At 51.8% G+C, this 16,435-nt stretch carries 15 protein-coding genes; 4 read left to right on the top strand and 11 right to left on the bottom strand.

The features are described 5' to 3' along the window. Positions 1-48 precede the first annotated feature (48 nt). A complete protein-coding gene (locus VK694_06370) occupies positions 49-651 on the top strand; it encodes a hypothetical protein (protein HTE58343.1) in 603 nt (200 codons plus the stop codon). Position 652: 1 nt separating this feature from the next. On the opposite strand, the gene VK694_06365 is transcribed toward VK694_06370, so the two are convergent. The 9 genes from VK694_06365 to smpB form a co-directional block, all read right to left on the bottom strand. Continuing rightward, the gene (locus VK694_06365) at positions 653-1,609 is read right to left on the bottom strand and encodes a serine hydrolase (protein ID HTE58342.1); all 957 of its coding nucleotides are present in this window, start codon (positions 1,607-1,609) and stop codon (positions 653-655) included. A gap of 7 nt (positions 1,610-1,616) precedes the next feature. Continuing rightward, positions 1,617-4,199 (bottom strand): hypothetical protein, encoded by a 2,583-nt coding sequence (locus tag VK694_06360; protein ID HTE58341.1) that lies wholly within the window; start codon positions 4,197-4,199, stop codon positions 1,617-1,619. A gap of 176 nt (positions 4,200-4,375) precedes the next feature. Continuing rightward, the gene (locus tag VK694_06355; GenBank protein HTE58340.1) at positions 4,376-5,383 is read right to left on the bottom strand and encodes a hypothetical protein; all 1,008 of its coding nucleotides are present in this window, start codon (positions 5,381-5,383) and stop codon (positions 4,376-4,378) included. After that, on the bottom strand, positions 5,380-6,447 hold the full coding sequence (locus VK694_06350; GenBank protein HTE58339.1) for a hypothetical protein: 1,068 nt from the start codon (positions 6,445-6,447) through the stop codon (positions 5,380-5,382). The genes VK694_06355 and VK694_06350 overlap by 4 nt, the downstream gene beginning before the upstream one ends. A 54-nt stretch (positions 6,448-6,501) precedes the next feature. Then, a complete protein-coding gene (locus tag VK694_06345) occupies positions 6,502-7,575 on the bottom strand; it encodes a hypothetical protein (protein ID HTE58338.1) in 1,074 nt (357 codons plus the stop codon). A gap of 139 nt (positions 7,576-7,714) precedes the next feature. Then, positions 7,715-8,857, bottom strand: coding sequence for a hypothetical protein (locus VK694_06340; protein ID HTE58337.1), 1,143 nt, complete (start codon positions 8,855-8,857; stop codon positions 7,715-7,717). A gap of 94 nt (positions 8,858-8,951) precedes the next feature. Continuing rightward, positions 8,952-9,566, bottom strand: coding sequence for a hypothetical protein (locus VK694_06335; protein ID HTE58336.1), 615 nt, complete (start codon positions 9,564-9,566; stop codon positions 8,952-8,954). 230 nt (positions 9,567-9,796) lie between these two features. Further along, on the bottom strand, positions 9,797-10,819 hold the full coding sequence (locus VK694_06330) for a hypothetical protein (protein ID HTE58335.1): 1,023 nt from the start codon (positions 10,817-10,819) through the stop codon (positions 9,797-9,799). An 81-nt stretch (positions 10,820-10,900) separates the two neighbouring features. Beyond that, the gene (gene smpB / locus VK694_06325; GenBank protein ID HTE58334.1) at positions 10,901-11,362 is read right to left on the bottom strand and encodes an SsrA-binding protein SmpB; all 462 of its coding nucleotides are present in this window, start codon (positions 11,360-11,362) and stop codon (positions 10,901-10,903) included. A 63-nt stretch (positions 11,363-11,425) separates the two neighbouring features. On the opposite strand from smpB, the gene VK694_06320 reads away from it, so the two are divergent. Next, on the top strand, positions 11,426-12,571 hold the full coding sequence (locus tag VK694_06320) for a hypothetical protein (protein HTE58333.1): 1,146 nt from the start codon (positions 11,426-11,428) through the stop codon (positions 12,569-12,571). A 5-nt stretch (positions 12,572-12,576) separates the two neighbouring features. Next, positions 12,577-13,557, top strand: a complete 981-nt coding sequence (locus VK694_06315) for a hypothetical protein (protein HTE58332.1) — start codon at positions 12,577-12,579, stop codon at positions 13,555-13,557. Here VK694_06315 and VK694_06310 read toward each other — a convergent pair. Both VK694_06310 and VK694_06305 read right to left on the bottom strand, forming a co-directional pair. Then, on the bottom strand, positions 13,529-14,404 hold the full coding sequence (locus tag VK694_06310; protein ID HTE58331.1) for a beta-galactosidase: 876 nt from the start codon (positions 14,402-14,404) through the stop codon (positions 13,529-13,531). The two genes, VK694_06315 and VK694_06310, sit on opposite strands and share 29 nt — an antisense overlap. 32 nt (positions 14,405-14,436) lie before the next feature. Continuing rightward, entirely contained in the window at positions 14,437-15,597 is a 1,161-nt protein-coding gene (locus VK694_06305; GenBank protein ID HTE58330.1) for a hypothetical protein, read from the bottom strand. On the opposite strand from VK694_06305, the gene VK694_06300 reads away from it, so the two are divergent. After that, on the top strand, positions 15,589-16,434 hold the full coding sequence (locus VK694_06300) for a glycosyltransferase family 2 protein (GenBank protein HTE58329.1): 846 nt from the start codon (positions 15,589-15,591) through the stop codon (positions 16,432-16,434). The two genes, VK694_06305 and VK694_06300, sit on opposite strands and share 9 nt — an antisense overlap. Position 16,435: the final 1 nt, after the last annotated feature.

Raw genomic sequence — 16,435 nt, 5'->3', positions numbered from 1 at the left:
TTACAGAAGTTACTGAGGATATCATCTTGCTATAATGAGCGCAGCCTTATGACCAAACAAGAGCACAAAGCAGCAAAACCACGTCTGATTCAAGACATACAGACACAGCAGCCAGCCCCACGGTCCGACAAGGCCAAGCAACACGAGCGTTTTTTGCTTCTACGTCGAAAAGCCGGCCTACTGGTTCGCAAGAAAATGTTTTTGGGTATATGCGGGGTGTTGGTGCTTATAGGTGGGGTGCTCATTGCCTATGCCGTGACTAGTGTTGCCATACCGCCCATCCCTGCCCACTTGGGCCAAGAGTTGGGTGTCACCCTGTATCACCCAAGCAAGCTCCCTCAGGACGTGGTTTTCAAGCCGGCCGAAACGGCTACTGAAAAAGACAGCATAATCACCAAGTTTACGGACACGACCGGCAAAGGTAGCCTGTTCCTGACGCAGCAGAAGCGACCCCAGGCTAACCTGAAACAAATAGACACGCAGGAGACATATCTGGCAACGATAGGCACCGTGTACTTCTTGAAGGGCGAGAAAGATCGGCTCCAGGCCATTGTTGAAACAGACCAGACCTGGATATTACTAGACGGCTCGACGTCTTTTGGCATAGACAGAGCCAAGGAAATTATCTCTAAATTAGAGGTTGTGCGCTAAGCTACTGCGCTTGGGTCACGTAGTCGTATACGTGTTTGGATAGTTCGGCAATAACTTCGCTGCCTTTGGTCTGCCCTTCTTCCAATAGTACGCACAGCACGTAGTTGCGGTGCTCTACATAGACAATCCCGCAGTCACCCTGGATTTTTTCGCCCAGTACGCCGATTTTGTGAGCAACTGTCGTTGACTTGGGGATGTATTTTGGCAGACGGTCGTCGCCTACAGTGGTGTGAGACAAATAGCTTAGGACCTCCTGGGAGTCACCCTTGGACAGATAGCAGGCAAAGTACAGGCACTTCAAGAACGAGGAATAGGCTCTAGAAGATAGCTCTACGGTCTTGTCTTGTTTGGTACCAAAGTCTACGTCGAGAGCGTTAAAGGAGCTGTCTTTGGGGTCCAGTTTGGCGTCGGCCACCAGTGATTTCACACCGTTAATAGCGGTATTGTCGGAATCCTGAATAGCGATGCGAGTGAGTTCTCTGATGGTTAGGCTGTGGCCAGCCCCCTTTTTGTGGAGTTCTCCGTACTGATCGTCGAGCCACTCTGATTTCAGCGTTATTTTGTCGTCTAGGTTCAGTCTCTTCAGTTCGGCTAGATGGTACAGATCCATCACGTACGGCAATTTTAGCAGAGAGGCACCCACCAATTGCTTGCTGTCTCCTACCCTGATAGATGTGCCGGTTGGCAGGTATTCAAAATAAAGTGAGGCGTTATTCGAGTAGTAGCTTAGCTCGTCCCTCAGCTTGCTACGCAATGGCTCAAAATTAATGATAGTGTCACTGGGGTCTTCGATAAAAAGTCGCTTGGCAAGCAGTGGGTAGGCGTCGGGTTTGTGAACTATGCGGTCCTGAGCCCACTGACTGCCAGCAAAGAATGACAAGCCAGCGATAAGTAGTGCGACAACGACACCCAGAATCAGTTTTTTATAAACTTTTTTACCCTTACGTTCGTCGGGCATTACCTAGCTACCTGAGGGTGGTTAGGTTTCTTTTGATCTGGAAATAATCTATCTTCCACTGCCGAATTGTAGCATCTACGGTATTAAAGTTGATAGTTGGCCCATAGCTGGCGGTGGCCCCAGGCAAATTAGTAGAGGCAGTACCTACCGAAGCTTCATTGATAAAGAACTCTACACCGGTACCAGCCGAGTTGGTTTGGATACGAAAACGCTGGTACTGGTTGGCGGTGGTGGTGCGCGCTACGCCCGTGTCAACGCAGGTGGTTTGGGTACAGCGTTGCCAGTTGCCGGCGGTTGTTGTTGCGGTGTACATAAAGTATATGCCGTCTGTGGGGGCAGCCGAGGTTGTCGAGTCAAGCAGGCCCACCCTGGCGGTTTGTTGTTGCGCGGTCGCAGCGGCGGCGTTCACTGGTCCTACGGCGAACTCGACTGTCAGATTGCTCGGGACGCCGGCCATACTGGTGTTGTCTTGTCGCAGGTGGACGCCAGTGGTAACGGTAGCCGGTGAGTTCATTTGCAATACACCAAATCGATCTTGGTTTGATGCGTCAGTGCCAACATTGGTTTTTGCTATTGTGCCACCGGTGCCGATAGATACGAATGTCCAGCCATTACTCACATTGCTCAGACTTGCCCCTGTTCCCGCTGTGACAGTGTTGGTCACAAAGTCATCCTGGAACATCCATTCCGAGCGCAATGATGCAAAGTCACAGTCTTGCCACAGGCCGTTATGTCGGCAGCGGAAATTCTTAGAGTCAGAGTTGTAGTACATGGCACCGTCAGAACCACTAGGATCCGTGGCGGTAGTTTTGGTATCTAGGTTCAAAAGTGTGCCGGTAGCATCGGATACGCCTATCGTTACATTGCCTGAGTCGTCCACGGTCAAGGCGGCAGTGCCGTTGTCTTGGATTACAAAATCACCGGTAGAAGTCAGGTTAAAGGTAGCGTTACCGGTGCCCGAGATTGTGTTGGTCAAGGTGCCCGCCCCGGCGATGGTGGTGGTCAAGCTTTGGCCAGAAGTTGGCGCAAAAGTAATAGCACCGGTGTTGGCGAATGTTGCAAAGGCTGTCGTGCCATCTCGCACTGCAAAGTCTCCGGTGGTTGTGAGGTCAAAGGTCAGACCCCCGGCGTTGTCTATCTCCATGTTCAAGTTAGTGTTTGTTATGGACTGTGCATACACGGCATCGAGATCAGGGGTTGTTCCACCACATGCGCCCCAGGTAGGTGTACCGCTGGCACCGGCACCAGATACCAGGCACTGTGATCCTGTCGACGTGGCGGCGGTGGTTACGACTCCGGTCGTAGGAGCTGCAAACAGGATAGCGTTAGCTCCAGCCATGCCAGGCAGGATCAGGTTAGAGTCAGCGTCCAGACCGGCGATGGTGAAGTCGGTGGTTCCGGCAGCAAGCGTAAAGGTCATAGTGGCGGCGTCAACCGTGATGGCATCGTTGACATTGATGTCTAGATCGCCACCCGATCCTGTGACATTGATACCAACTGCAGCAATTCCAGTGCCGGCACTAGTCAGGGTCAGCGTGCCGGTACCTCCTGGTGCCACGGTCAGATCCTCGCCCGAGGCAGTTGTTACGTCAGTTGTGGCTCCGGCAAAAGTTATTCCTCTGGTAAAGCCCCCGCCACCGTTTATAAACAACATACCGTCGGCTATCGCCAAGTTGCTGTCGGAGTTATCGATAACCAGCGAAGCATCAAAGCCATTGCCATTGGCCGAGTTGGCCTGGTCGATGTACAGGCCGTAGGCGGTGTTGGCGCTGGTGTTTGGTGTACCGGTGATATTCAGGACGTCCAAGGTGCCGGCTAGGGTACTCGTCAGGCTGGTGCCGCTGGCTGCGTTCAGGATAATCTGGTCAGCGCTGTTCAGAGAGATATCACGACCGGTGCCAAAAGAGGTAATACTCACCGCGGCTTCGTTTGCTGCTGGTCCAATTACCAGGATGGCGTTGTTTGTTCCGTTAACGGTACTCACCTTTAGGATGTCAGCGGTTGGGGAGCCAACGGATGTCTGCTGGACTACTAGGCTACTGACGTTAGTAGTTGGCTGCAGAGTCTGCGTGCCGGTCCAGGTCTGGTTGCTGGCTAGCTGACCAAACGCAGCACTGTCTATGCCATCCAAGAGGTCTGAGTTGAACGAGTACGGTGAAGCTGTGAAGCGCACCATTGGGTCCATCTCGCTATCTGGGGCGCAGCTGGCAAAGGGTGTGCAGCTGGCGTTGGTATTACCCATCTCCATGGACAGCCAGAGCGTGCTGTTGTTGAAGTCAACACTCCCCGGTAGTGTCGTGACCGAACCGAGGTTAACCTGGAATACGCCATCTGCAAAAACAACCCCTTGGGAGCTGTTGCGCAGGCGAGATTCTGTCCATAGAAGCGTCTCGTCGCCACCACCGGGCACGCCGTCTCCCCCAGAGTAAATCTTGAACTGCATGTTGTACGTACCATTGGTAATGTTGGTGCCGCCGGTTTTGTTGACGATCTTCCCCTGGAAATTGATCTGGCGGTTAACAGTGGCAGAGGCCTGCTGGCCCCCAAAAAAAGGCACAAAAGCAATGCCGGCCAATACCGAGACTGCCACAATCTTTAATTTTTGTGTTTTTTGCTTTTTGATAGCCTTTTACCCCAAGATGTAAAAATTCTTACTAATAGTATCAAATTTCAGGGGTAAGCACAAGCTTTTTGTTTTAAGTTTTGTCAAACTTATTTGCTGGCTCATCGTCTTAAATTTGCCTAAAATTTAAGAAGTTAGTCGCTTTATTTAACTTTTCGGCCTCGATGCCTCATGGGCCGAAGTAATCGCAAAAAAGTAGTTCTGAGGGCTTTGGTGACAAACTTTACGGCCTTTCGTAGCTGTCTGCGGAGTACGTAGATTACGGTTGCAAGTGCCAGTACTGACATGGCCATCACCATTAGAATGCGGAGGTTGGCGGCATAAAAGACTTGCGTGTATTTGGAGAAATTCTCTTGGCCGTCGTAGCGATACAACACTTCCACGGTGTACCTGCCTGGCCAGGTGACTTTGGCAAGCTTATCAAAGCTGACATGGAGGGTGCGTGTACGTTCTGGCAGCACCATGGACGATTCGGAGTTGATGATGCCCCGGGCAATCTCTGCGCCCTTCATGTTCTTGATGCTGACGACCCCACGGGGCACCAGGTGTACATTGCCTTCGTTCTTGAAAGGCAGCTCTACTACGGTTGGGAGGCTCCAGGCATTATGAGGCGCCTTGATATCCTGCAGGGATAACTGGTATACCTCGCCCCCGCGTTTTAGCAGGAAAAGCAATGAGGCTGCTTGTGGTGATAAAGTGACCTGTTTGTCCACGTCCGTCTGCTTATTTGCCTGCTTGACGATAATGGCACCATAGTGACCGCCCGGTGACAGTAAGACGTTGTTCTTTATGGTAAAGCGGATGGTTGCAGCCTTCCCGGCAGGAATATCCAGCCTGGTTTGTGGCAGCTCCATCCAGTTGGCCAGCCCGTATTTTTTTTGGTAGTCCTGCGACAAGCCGGAAAAGACCAAGCCACCCGTATCGTCCAGTGTCCCCATGTCTATGGTGGACAGGTCAAAGGTGGCGGTCTGGTCGGAGTCGTTCTGGACAGTAAATGTGCCCTCGCGAGTCCCCTGGTCACCTTCTACCACCAGCTGCTGCAGCGCGGGGGTAATTGTGACGCCACCAGTCTTTTTGCGCTCTAGGGCCACTGCTGTGCCCGAACTAACCAGCACCAGCAGGGTTGCTAAGACAAGGGTACGTTTTATCATTTTTCCGATTTAAATTTTGCGGGTTGGTGTCGGAATTTCAGGAGGCCCTTGCGTGCCGTAACCCAGATACCAATACCAGCAAATAGTAATATCAAGACGCTAAAGATAATGATTCTCCACGGTATAACCCAAAAACTCAACGTAGCTTCCAACGGAACGTCCCGCGTGCCATCGTCATAGACCATGACCAAGGTAGCGCTGTATTTGCCAAAGCGCAGCTTGCGCAGATCGCCCAAATCCCAGTCTAGTCCGTATACTTGTTGGCCGTCCTTGACGACTGCCTTGCCGTTTTCTTGCTTGGCTTTATAAACCGGAAAGCCTTCTGACCATTCGGTAGTAAAAATGCGATTAGACTTGGGCAGGACGTTGCCGCTTGACGCGTTGACGCTGACCGTACCAATTTGTTTTTTGCCTTGCTTGATGAATATCGTACCGGACGGAATGCTGTGCACGTTCCCTTTGTTACGAAGCTTTATGTTGAACTTGGCGGGCAAGAATTCATAGGTGCGTTTACTTACCCCGAAGGATTCGAGCGATAGCTCTCGCTTGGTATCTGGTACATCGGCTTCAAGTAGTACGAGCGTAGCCGAGCCACCCTGGACGGCCGATTGCATTGCTCCACTGGCCTGCTCTTGGTCGGTGCGTGTAAAAGTAACGGCATAGTAATACCCAAAGGCGGCATCTTCCGGAAGGTTGATGGTCATCTTTATGGTTTTCCATTCGTTGGGTTCTGCCGTTAGCTCTGTTTGCGAGAACTTTACCCAGTCAAAGTAGTCATCGCCTTTTGCTCGCTCTGCTAGCTGTGGCTTTCCTTCTTCACCGCCGGCAGAGAACTTCATGAGGCCAACCTTCAGCTTTTCGGGGGTCGAACTGCTATTGCGAATACGCAGGTCGGTGCTGATTGACTCTCCGGGCTTGGCCTTTAGCGCAATGGGTAACGGAGAGGAGGTGAGGTTTAGTTCGCCGGTCTGTGCGCCTGCTCGGTTACTGAACAGCAGGACAGCTACCAGCAAGGCCGCTGTTGCAAAAACACCTCTTCGTTTCATAGTTACTTCAGTATACAAGAAGTCTCCCCTTTTACTTCCGAAAGCTCTGTCAAAAAAAGTTTATTGTAAGTTCTAGAATGCGCCTGCGCCGATGATAGTCCAGGTGTCGGTGTAGTCGGTTGCAGCTTGCGTGTTACCGGCAATAGCGGCTTTGCCCACCAGCGTAACGACGTCACCACTTGTTGGCGCTGTGCCTACGGCTGCGGTCCGGAAAGTGCTACTTAGCGTACCGCCAGCGTTAGCACCACCGTTGTATTCGGCGTCTACGGTTACGGTACCGCCGGGGTCGGCTGTCTCGTCGACATCTAGTACATAGCCTTCAGTTCCGGCTGATAGCGTGCTGGGTGTGCCGTCTACCGTGCCGATAGTGGGTATAGTCTTGCTGGCTGCTGCAGAAGTAAGTCCGACGTTTGAGTCTTTGACCCATGCAACCCAGCCATTGGCGGCATTGGTTGTAATAGTTACGGTACGGTTGGGCGTGGTTGAGCCAACAGCACCAGAGCTCAGGCCACCAAATCCAGTTGTATTGCCGCTGAGGGCAAAAGTAAAGCTGGGCGGTACACTAGCGCTGACTACCACCTGATCGTTGGCAATGGTAGCAGTCGAGTAGTCGCCCGTATCACTCGCAACTCCACCGGTAGTTTGGGTGATAACTTGTCCGGATTGGCTGGCGCCTGCGCTGGTGTTTGTCTTTAGTGCGGTAGTAGTATTTGTCCAGTTAAAGCAATACCTGGTAGTGGCGGTCAGGTCGCTGCTACCAAAGTTCACTGATTGACCAGAGATGACAAACTCACCTGTGCCAGTTGGTGCCGCAATGCCCGGCCAGGCGACTGCACCACTTGGCCAGCCGGTGGTAGCGGCAGTGCTTACGGCCCAGTTGCCAACGGTGCTGCTCACAACAGTGCCCGTTGGGAAGGTAACTTTTACCGAGGTTTCGGTGGCGGTGCTGGCTGCGGTAGCGCATACGGTACCATCAGTAAAGACATCGCCTGCCCCACCAGTAGATTGTTTCATTCGATTAAAGCGAACCAATGTATAGCTCAGTGAGGCAGCCGAAGCTTGGCCCACGAATAGCCCGTAAGACAGTTGCAAACAGAGTGCAAAAGCCGCCAGCAGCGGCACAAACTTTTTGATACTTTTGTTCATATTGGTTTTCTTTCGCTTAACGATTATTAACTTCTCATTAAGCGTATTGTGCTTGTGCTTTTATGTCAACAGAAATTCAACAAGCTTTAGAGGTGAAGAGTGTGAAATATTTTACAGACGTGGTGTGTATGGAAAAATCCTAAAAACCCACGGCAGCAACAAGGGTGAGTCTGTCTGTATAGTCATTGCCGGCTGGTGTAGAAGTCTGAGATTTGGCTTTTAGCACCAGCGATCCCCGGCCGGCGGTGATGGCTGCTCCGGATGAATAGACTTGGGCCAAGGTAGAGTTGAGCACTCCGACATTGTTCGAGGCACCGTTATAGGGTGACTGCACCGCCAGCGGTCCGCCGGCGGACTGGGTAGCTGACATGCTTTTGGCTCCCAGGCCTGCACCGAGCACAGACAAGTCGCCAGTGGCCGAGGCAATGGTGGCCCCCGTGGTGACACTGTGTAGTCCATTGTTTACTGAAGCAATAAAGATATAGCCACCAGTTGTGCCATTGGTATCAAAGTCAATCCAAATACGCTGTGGACTGTCTGTTACTGTGCCCGGCAACAGGCCGCCAAAGTTGGTGGTGTATGGTGGTCCGGTTTCGATGTCAGAAGCCGACACGTCAATATCAAAGGTCAGCGATTGTCCGGTGGTGACGGCCGTATCTACGGCACTGTACTTGGCCTCGGTATACAAGCCTCGAGTGGCTTTTACTTTTGCGTAGTAGGTGGTGTTAGAGCTTAGCCCAATGATGTCTACGCCGGCGGCGCTGCCCCACGTTGCGTAGGTTTGCCAGTCTTCGCTACCCAGAGTGGGGCCAACGGTATTGTCGCTCTGGACATACTGCGTAGACGCGAAGCTGTCGGTGCTAATGGCAACGGCAAACTTGGCGTCAGTCGGGTTGCCGCCGGTGTCTAAAACAATATGCAATTTGTTGTAATAGGTCGCCGGGTTGGTCATGTTGGGTGCAGCAGGCACGTTGGCGGCATGGGTTGCTGGCACCCCGCTTTGCAGCTCGTAAGTCGTGCTGGTGTTACCTGGCGCCGTAGAGGTTTGACCAGATATAGTGGTCGACTGGTAGGTGGTGGACTGGCTGCCGGCATTGCCGCCAGAACCAATGCCGTACGAGTCCAGCCGGTAGGTGCCGCTGGACGACTGGGCAAAAAGCGTGACCAGCCCTACGCTCAACGCGGCCGCAATTTTTATGGGTGCCATAATATAGCCAGAATAATACAAAACTCGCTTCCTAGCCAGCGCCTGACTGGCCAGAATCTCCCAGACTTCACTCACCGTATCTATGGATATGCTTCACTCAGTCTGAAAGTTTCTGACTCAGCCAGATCATCTGGCTAAAAAGGCGGGTTTTGTATTACTCTGGCTACAGTTATCTCCATTTGAAACTATTTATTATTTCGGTAATTTCTTGATTGTAGCTGTCGCGGGGATTGGTCGAGGTGGTTGCAATAATAGCATAAGCGTTTTTGCCTGGAACAAAGTAAGTAATTTCTGAGCCGTCCTTTTTACTTGTTTCGATAGCCTTCTGGCCGGCTACTTCAGCGTCGCCAGATACATATTCGGCACTGTGTTGTCGGAACTGCAGAGCTGATTCTTCGCTGAAATTTGCGGGGGGTGAGTTTTTGATAGTGATACTTATACGTCGATTCTCCAGGGCAGACACTTGGCTGAGGCTGGCCAGCTCCTGTGTCGGTGCTTTGGCGGCGTCGACCTTGAGGGATTTGTAGGTCCCGGGCAACTCTACGGTGAACGATTTACCAGTGAATATTGTTGTAGACACCCCCTCGGTCCGAGGTGTCGGCCCTGTTGTTCGGACTGTGCCTTCGGCCGGTGACTGAATATAGTGGTATCCCCATATAAAAAAACCAGCGCCAAACAGCATCACAATGCCCAGGATTCTTTTTGGCCCCCACCAACCACGGGATTTTTGTACCTCAGTAGCCTCTGGCGCATACTGACTGGGTCTTTCCCGCAAACCTCTCATAGAGCCCATTTCAGAACTCCCATTCAGCTTCAATCCATTCTGACGGCACCCTTTGCCAGTTTTCCTCGGCGATGTACCTACGGGTACATCTTCTCAGAAGAACTGACAAATGGCACTCGCCAGAAAGGCTTTCACTTAACAAACAAGAGGTCTGAAATGGGCTCCGTGTCATGACATAACTGTAGTCTATTGTATATATTTATTGCAAACTGCTTGTGGTTAGGGCCGGTCTACCAGAATTTGGGAAACCTCAGTTTGAGCGGCCATGTATGTCCACCAATGCCGGCGGCAATAACGTGCTGACCCAGCCAAAAGCTAATAGCCATCAAACTGGTCGCGGTGTAGGCTCCCCATATATAAGTAACATTTTGTGACATGCCAGCGGGCGGTGGTATTGTCGATATAGGACCTGCTGACAGACCACCTCCCCCGCCTGTTTCCACCGAATAGTTCAGGACGGCAAAAACTTGCAGGTGTGCCGTATGGTCTGATGTGTCTGTTGCGGTGACCTGCATTTTGTAGTAGGCCCGAGCTGCCGATTTTTTCGTATATTCATGTGACACCGAAAAACTGTTTGTCTCGAGGCCTTTAGCCGTCGATTTATCTCCATCCCCCCAATCTACTTCTGCGACATACGGCCCGGTGCCGCCGGTTATCCCAAAGGTCCAGTCTATGCGTGTTTTGTCCTGGTTTGCTTTGAAAAATTGGTCGGTAGTTAGCAGAAATGGCTCCTGAATTTCTCCAGATGACTCATCCACGGTGCCGCTTGGTGGTGAATCAGACGGTGGGTCGTACATGATGATAATTTTGGCGGGCGCTGGGCCCTCCTGGTCGGCAAAGTTAAATATGCGAGCTTCTAGTTCGTTTCTTCCCTCGAAAAGATCAGTCAGGATCCGAAAGGTATTGTCTGTCTGGCACTGGGCAGAGCCGCTAAAGACTTGGTTGCGGTACAGCCTCACTACATACGGTGCTTGGCAAGTGCCGGCAACTTGTATGGGCATGTCTGTAACAGCCGCGCCAGCCTGAGGATCCGTAATAACTGCCGGTACTGTTGGCACGGGCCCCTCTGCTGTGGCAGTTACCGCCATATCAGCTGCTCGGGCTTGGTAGGTAGCCTGCACTAGTACCACGCCTACCATCAGTAATAATAAAACCACAAAAGGCCACGAGGTATGGTGGTGTGGCAAAACTTTGGCTGTGTGCCGGTGGTGGCTGAGGAGTGGCTTGTTGGTTTTTTTTGATTTTCTCGTCATTTTGGTTCTCTATGTAACTCTCTATTTACCACAAAGTATACGCCACTACGTCCAGAATTTTGCCTGCTACCCTTCTCTTTTCTATCGTTGACTGATTGCTCGCTGCATCTCGCGGGCTTGGTCTCTGTGCTTCAGGACCTGTCGTTTGTCATAGTGCTTTTTACCACGGCCTGAAGAGATACGAACTTTTATATAACGACTGCCGGTTAATATCTCGAGTGGAACAATGGTCTGACCTTGCTGCTTGGCGGCTATCAATTCGGCAATTTCTTTACGCTTTGCCAGCAGTTTGCGGCTACGGGTTTGCTGCTCTTCAGATATAGGTATGCTAGAATCTCCGGTAATAGTGGCGTTGGTGAGCCACAGTTCATCATTTTTGATAGTTACGTAAGAACCGCGAATATGGCCATGTCCTCGGCGCAATGACTTCGTCTCTGCTCCGGTCAAAGCGATGCCCACGATTAACCCATCGCCTAGATCGTAGTCAAAGCGCGCGCGTCGATTGCTTATTCGTTTGGTTTGGGGCGATTTCTTTTTCACCATGCTCCTATTGTAACCGAAGATGAAGGTATTGAAAAATATTAAAAAGGTTGTATACTACGCAAAATGACTGAACAGGCGCTTACGAATGTTATTGATTATGATCTAACCGACGGGGTAGAGATACTGTCACGTTGCTTCACGCCCGACACTTGTGGTCAAGTAGAGGAACTAGAACCCTTTGCTTTTGTCCCGCCCGAGCAATACGATAGCCCACCCACGGCAACCGATCCTGACGTGGTAGCAATACGTGAGCTATTCGAAAAGCCATACAAAGGTGGGCCAAAAGGCCGACAAGTAGCTTACTCCATCTTGGGGGACGACAGTGATTCGGGCGAGATCACGGCCTTGTTTATGAACTGGGGCAGATGTCGGGACGAGTCAATGATCCGGGAAATTGCCGGTATTTTAAGAATGAGTCCAGGCATGCGATTGCTGGTATCTGACCACCCCAACACTGGTGAGTCTGACCCTTTGCCGCGCGCTGTGTCTAAGGAAGTGGCCCGTTCTGGTCGGCACACTGCTTTTGCCGAAGTAGTACTGGGCGGTCTGGCCTCGGCCTTCGAAGACTATGTGCTCACTATTCGCGCTCGATCCGAAGGTGGATTGGTTGGACTGGAGGTGGCCGCCCAGCTAGAGCGGCCTGTGAAGGCTATCAGTGTATTTGACTCTCCGGGCTCCCGCGAATTGCGTGTTGGTGAAAAATCGAACATAGCCGCCCTGGAAACCATTGCATTGCTTCGGGGCATGAGACATTATTTTCTTGATGGTGAGGCGAAACATGCTCTTGCTTACGCAAGTGTGCCTGGCTTTGACCCCGAAGCTGCCCGCATACGTAGCGAGGGTATATCGCATGCCGAAGTTGCAAGAAGCGTTGCCAGACTCATCCTGGAGAAGCGCTTCATGACGCAGGTTATTCGCCTGCCGCTGTCGATGGCTCGCGGAAAATTGGGCGAGGCGATAGGCGACGCCATGCCGAACGTGACCGGTAACATGACGTTTATCTCTCCTATATATAGCGAGTTAAATCGACCGGGCGATGTAAAGACAGTTTTTGAAGAAGTAGTAAAAGAAGCTGACCCTTCTGAGCTGCCAGGGGTTGTGAGGCAGCTTATCATCAACGGAACTCACGCCTTTGGCACCTCTACGCCAGATGCGCTTACGGTTGTCGAAAATCACGCCCTGCACAATAATTATGGAGAGCGGGTATAAATGACATGGCAGTTGAGGGTCTAGAACTAGAGCCAAGCAAAGCTTACACGAACCAACTCCAGGAATGTTTTGGAGACGATATCATGGAGCGGATTGCTGCTGGTGTGCGTCAGATTCCCCTCCCCCACTGCTCGGCGCCAGGAGAAACCTTGCCAGTTCTTCGGCTTGATCCTGCAGAGCCTCGGTACGAAAGGCCGGTACTTGTGATTCCTGGCTTTACAGCAGGGGTCGTCGCCAAGCTTCCCTTTGCCGCTGAAATGGCTCATCGGGGGTTTGATACTTTGTTGCCCGGACAGAATCGTAGCGGTATCTTGCGTGACCCTACGAACAAGCGAAGCGCTACATATTCCCAGGCCATGAACTATTTGGCTCTGTTGGGGCATACGGAAACGGAAGGGCCTGTTGACTTTGTCACGCACAGCTACGGGTCACTTATCTTTCAGGCTATGCACCGGCTCGCAAACGAACGGCAGCGATCCTACTTTACAGATTCAAAGGTAGTCATGCTGGCTCCTGCTGGATCCAACGACCATGAATGGTTTGGCTCCCTAGCTGGCCGTTTCCTCGTAAACACTATTACAGAAGCCAGGACTGCCAAGGATATGCCAGATCCGGGTGACATGGCTAGGGCCGGAGCCAAGAATTTCATGGCTAATATGCCACGTACCATTCGCGAAATGTGGGAACTTACACGGCTACGGATGGATTATCCAGTTCTAACCGCCTCAGAACTTGGCGTGATCGTGGTCGCAGCCTTTGCCGAGGACCGACTTTACCCGGATCGTGTTATGGAGTCGACCATGACGGTAGCCATAGAGGCGGGGGTACGTTATGCAACGCCAATTTCTCTTCAGCCAACTGCCGACAATAAAATCCGTAGCGGCAAACACGCCTCGCATAACGACGAGCAGTTCAACCCAGAACGACCCGTAGGCCTTATCGAGGATGTTTTACGCTTTACAGATCGTTGGCGAGTTCCTGCCTGACAGCGTCCCAGGTAGTGGGATCTTTCAGGGTAGTCAGGCGCCAGTACCACCATTCCCCGCCCCATAGATCCAGTGGGTAGAGGTTGGTTTTGCGGCCGGCACCAAAGTTTTTGTGTATTTGGGCAGGTCCCATAGATTGGTCTTGCTGTTCTGGTGTCATTTCCCAGATGTCTTTTGGTCCCCAGGGCTCCATTTGTAATTCGTGAATAAAACTGGGAATGCGCCACAACAGACGAATCAAAAAGGCACGGATGCGATGGATAAAGGCGGCATGATAGGTGGTGGTGTACTTGGTGTCCTTCCAGCGGATCAGGTAGTAGGAAAAAGCTGACATGTTAGGGATGGGTCCGATAATAGGAATACCCCAGGCGGCGCTGGTGCTCATAATGACCGGGCGCGGCGACGTGTCTAGTTTTTTAACAAGCGCATATTCTTTGCGCAGACGTGCTCTGTCAATCTCTATGCGCTCGCCAAAGCCGGTCAGCAGTGCTTCGTTTTCTAGCTGCCAGCTGACAATGCTTTTTCTGTCTTTATAACGTTCCACTACTACTTCTACATATTTTAGGAGCGCCTCGTCGCGTTCTGGCTTTGGCGCCTCCCAGGCCCAGTCTGGCCAGTGAAATTCTGGCCAGCGTGGTTGACGAACTCCGAGGCACATCGTTACGACACCCCCGGCTTTTTCAACGAGGTCTAGCTGCTTGTCCAGGGTGGTAAAATCGTAGACCCCTTTTTCTTTCTCGTGCTCGTTCCAGTAGCTCATCAGACGTACGCGCCGAAAGCCGGCTTCGTCTAGTAGCCAGGCCAGGGTCTTTTCCGGGTCGCTCTCGAAGCGTCTGCACTGTTTCACTGAAAAGCTTACACCATACCGTTCTGGGTCTATCATTGGACTCTCCCGTATTCTTGTTTTGCTACATTCCAGAGCTCTGGGGCATTTCGACGGACCTTCATGTAATACCACCACTCCGCTCCCCATAGGTCGATTTTCTTCATCCCGGTTGCTTGCGCATACCGGAAACGATGCTGCAATCTTTCTGGATTGAGTGATTTGTAAAACTCATCAATTGGGGCGGTCTGCATGGTATAGCTGGGCGGCAGCCAGGCTTCGGCCTGGAGTTCATGTATGAATGAGTTATGACCCCTGGTTATCTCGGTGAATCCAGCCCGAAAGGCGTAGTACCAGGCTGGTATGGGGTACTCAAAATACCGCTTAGTTAGCGTCTGATCCCATACTCGTTTATAGACAGAAATAGCCCATTCGTCAGGAGTTGGTTGGCCAATCGGGGTACCGATGGCGTTGTTGCTCATGCTGACAACTAACGTAGTGTCAGGGTCTAGCTGCTTAACCCGGTTAAATTCGTTGACCAGCCGATCGCGGCTATGATCTGGGCAATCACCAAACGCTTTCAGGAAGAATTCGTTCTCTAGCTGCCAGCTATCCAGTGCTGGATGGTTTCGGTAGCGCTCTACGACAGCACTTATGTAGTCTAGTAGTCGTGGTTCCCACTCGCCGATTGGCAGCTTGGCCGCCCAGGCCGGCATGTGACATTCGGGCCACCGGGGCTGGCGCAGGCCAATGGCCAGTGACACCTTCACGTCGGCTTCTGCGGCCTTGTCCATTTGTTTGTCCAAAAATGCAAAATCATAAGTACCCTGAACCATCTCGCCATTTTCCCAATAGCTCACCAGTCGGAGGTGCTTTACGCCCAGGTCGTTTATGATGGCGTCTAGGGTTTCGTCTGGGTCTACTCCGAGCTGCAGCGCATAGTCTGGTATAAAGGTTGCGCCCATTCGCACTGGCTCGGCTCGGTGTTTTGCGTAGTACCACTGGGCAATGGCGAACATGCCGGTCAGGGACACAATAACCAATGCTACTAGGACGGCCAGTGCCTTTTGCCAAAAGCCTTTTTGGAGCCAGCGCACAAACCACCCTTTCCCGCGGGCCAGGAGTTTTCGTGGTGACGAACCGCTCGAGGCGGTTGATTTAGGCGCTTTTTTTGGCATTTCTTCGGTAGGCTTTATAGTGTCTATATCGTGGCTCAAGAATTTAGCTTAAGCATAATTATACCCGTATACAATGAAGAACACCACATCCAGAGGTGTCTCGAGGCTCTAGCTGCTCAAACTGTTTTACCAGATGAAGTGATCCTGGTAGATAACAACTCTACTGACAAAACACGCGACATGACCAAACAGTTTCCCTTTGTCCGTGTGCTCCACGAAAAAACCCAGGGCGTGGTATTTGCCCGAGACACCGGATTTGACGCCGCAAAGAGCGACATCATCGGACGTATCGACGGTGACACCATCTTGCCCCCCCATTGGGTGCAGACCGTAAAGAAACTAATGCAAGACCAACACTATGCAGCAGTTAACGGCCCGGTCTTCTACTACGACATGCCATTTAGCCCCCGTAATTACTGGATAGACCACCAAGTACGAAAATACTTATACCGTGGTGCTCCCCATGCTCCCTTTTTATTCGGTTCTAATTCTGCCTTGCGCAAATCAGCCTGGAAAAAGGTCCGAAAAGAGGTCTGTCACGTACGCGCCATGCATGAAGATTTGGATCTTGCCATTCATCTCACGCGGGCGGACCTGCCTATCCGGTACGACAAGCGCTTACTGGCCGGTACTTCCTCCCGGCGCTACGATGACCACTTACCCCAGTGGGCCCATTATATGAATATGTACCGTAATAGCTATCGCCACCATCAGATCAAAAGTATCTCGCCAACCATCGCCGTTGGCCTGTATTGGTTTGGTTATTTTGTGCTGTGGCCACTCAGGCGATCGTATGATCAGGGGGCGGACAGACGCAGTCTGCGTCAGCTGCGCAGAGGTGGCCAGCGAGCTCGCAAAAACCCTATGGCTGAATAAT

The organism is Verrucomicrobiia bacterium, from assembly GCA_035489575.1.
In the GTDB taxonomy this organism is placed as follows: Bacteria; Patescibacteriota; Saccharimonadia; order Saccharimonadales; family JAGQNK01; genus DATHJY01.
Note: the sequence above shows the minus strand (reverse complement) of the source record. Positions and strands in the feature narration are given on the sequence as shown.

Bases quoted from the DNA above. Each gene is read 5' to 3' on its own strand.
- VK694_06370 (HTE58343.1), top strand. From the start codon at position 49: ATGACCAAACAAGAGCACAAAGCAGCAAAACCACGTCTGATTCAAGAC.
- VK694_06365 (HTE58342.1), bottom strand. From the start codon at position 1,609: ATGCCCGACGAACGTAAGGGTAAAAAAGTTTATAAAAAACTGATTCTG.
- VK694_06355 (HTE58340.1), bottom strand. From the start codon at position 5,383: ATGATAAAACGTACCCTTGTCTTAGCAACCCTGCTGGTGCTGGTTAGT.
- VK694_06345 (HTE58338.1), bottom strand. From the start codon at position 7,575: ATGAACAAAAGTATCAAAAAGTTTGTGCCGCTGCTGGCGGCTTTTGCA.
- VK694_06335 (HTE58336.1), bottom strand. From the start codon at position 9,566: ATGAGAGGTTTGCGGGAAAGACCCAGTCAGTATGCGCCAGAGGCTACT.
- VK694_06330 (HTE58335.1), bottom strand. From the start codon at position 10,819: ATGACGAGAAAATCAAAAAAAACCAACAAGCCACTCCTCAGCCACCAC.
- smpB (HTE58334.1), bottom strand. From the start codon at position 11,362: ATGGTGAAAAAGAAATCGCCCCAAACCAAACGAATAAGCAATCGACGC.
- VK694_06320 (HTE58333.1), top strand. From the start codon at position 11,426: ATGACTGAACAGGCGCTTACGAATGTTATTGATTATGATCTAACCGAC.
- VK694_06315 (HTE58332.1), top strand. From the start codon at position 12,577: ATGGCAGTTGAGGGTCTAGAACTAGAGCCAAGCAAAGCTTACACGAAC.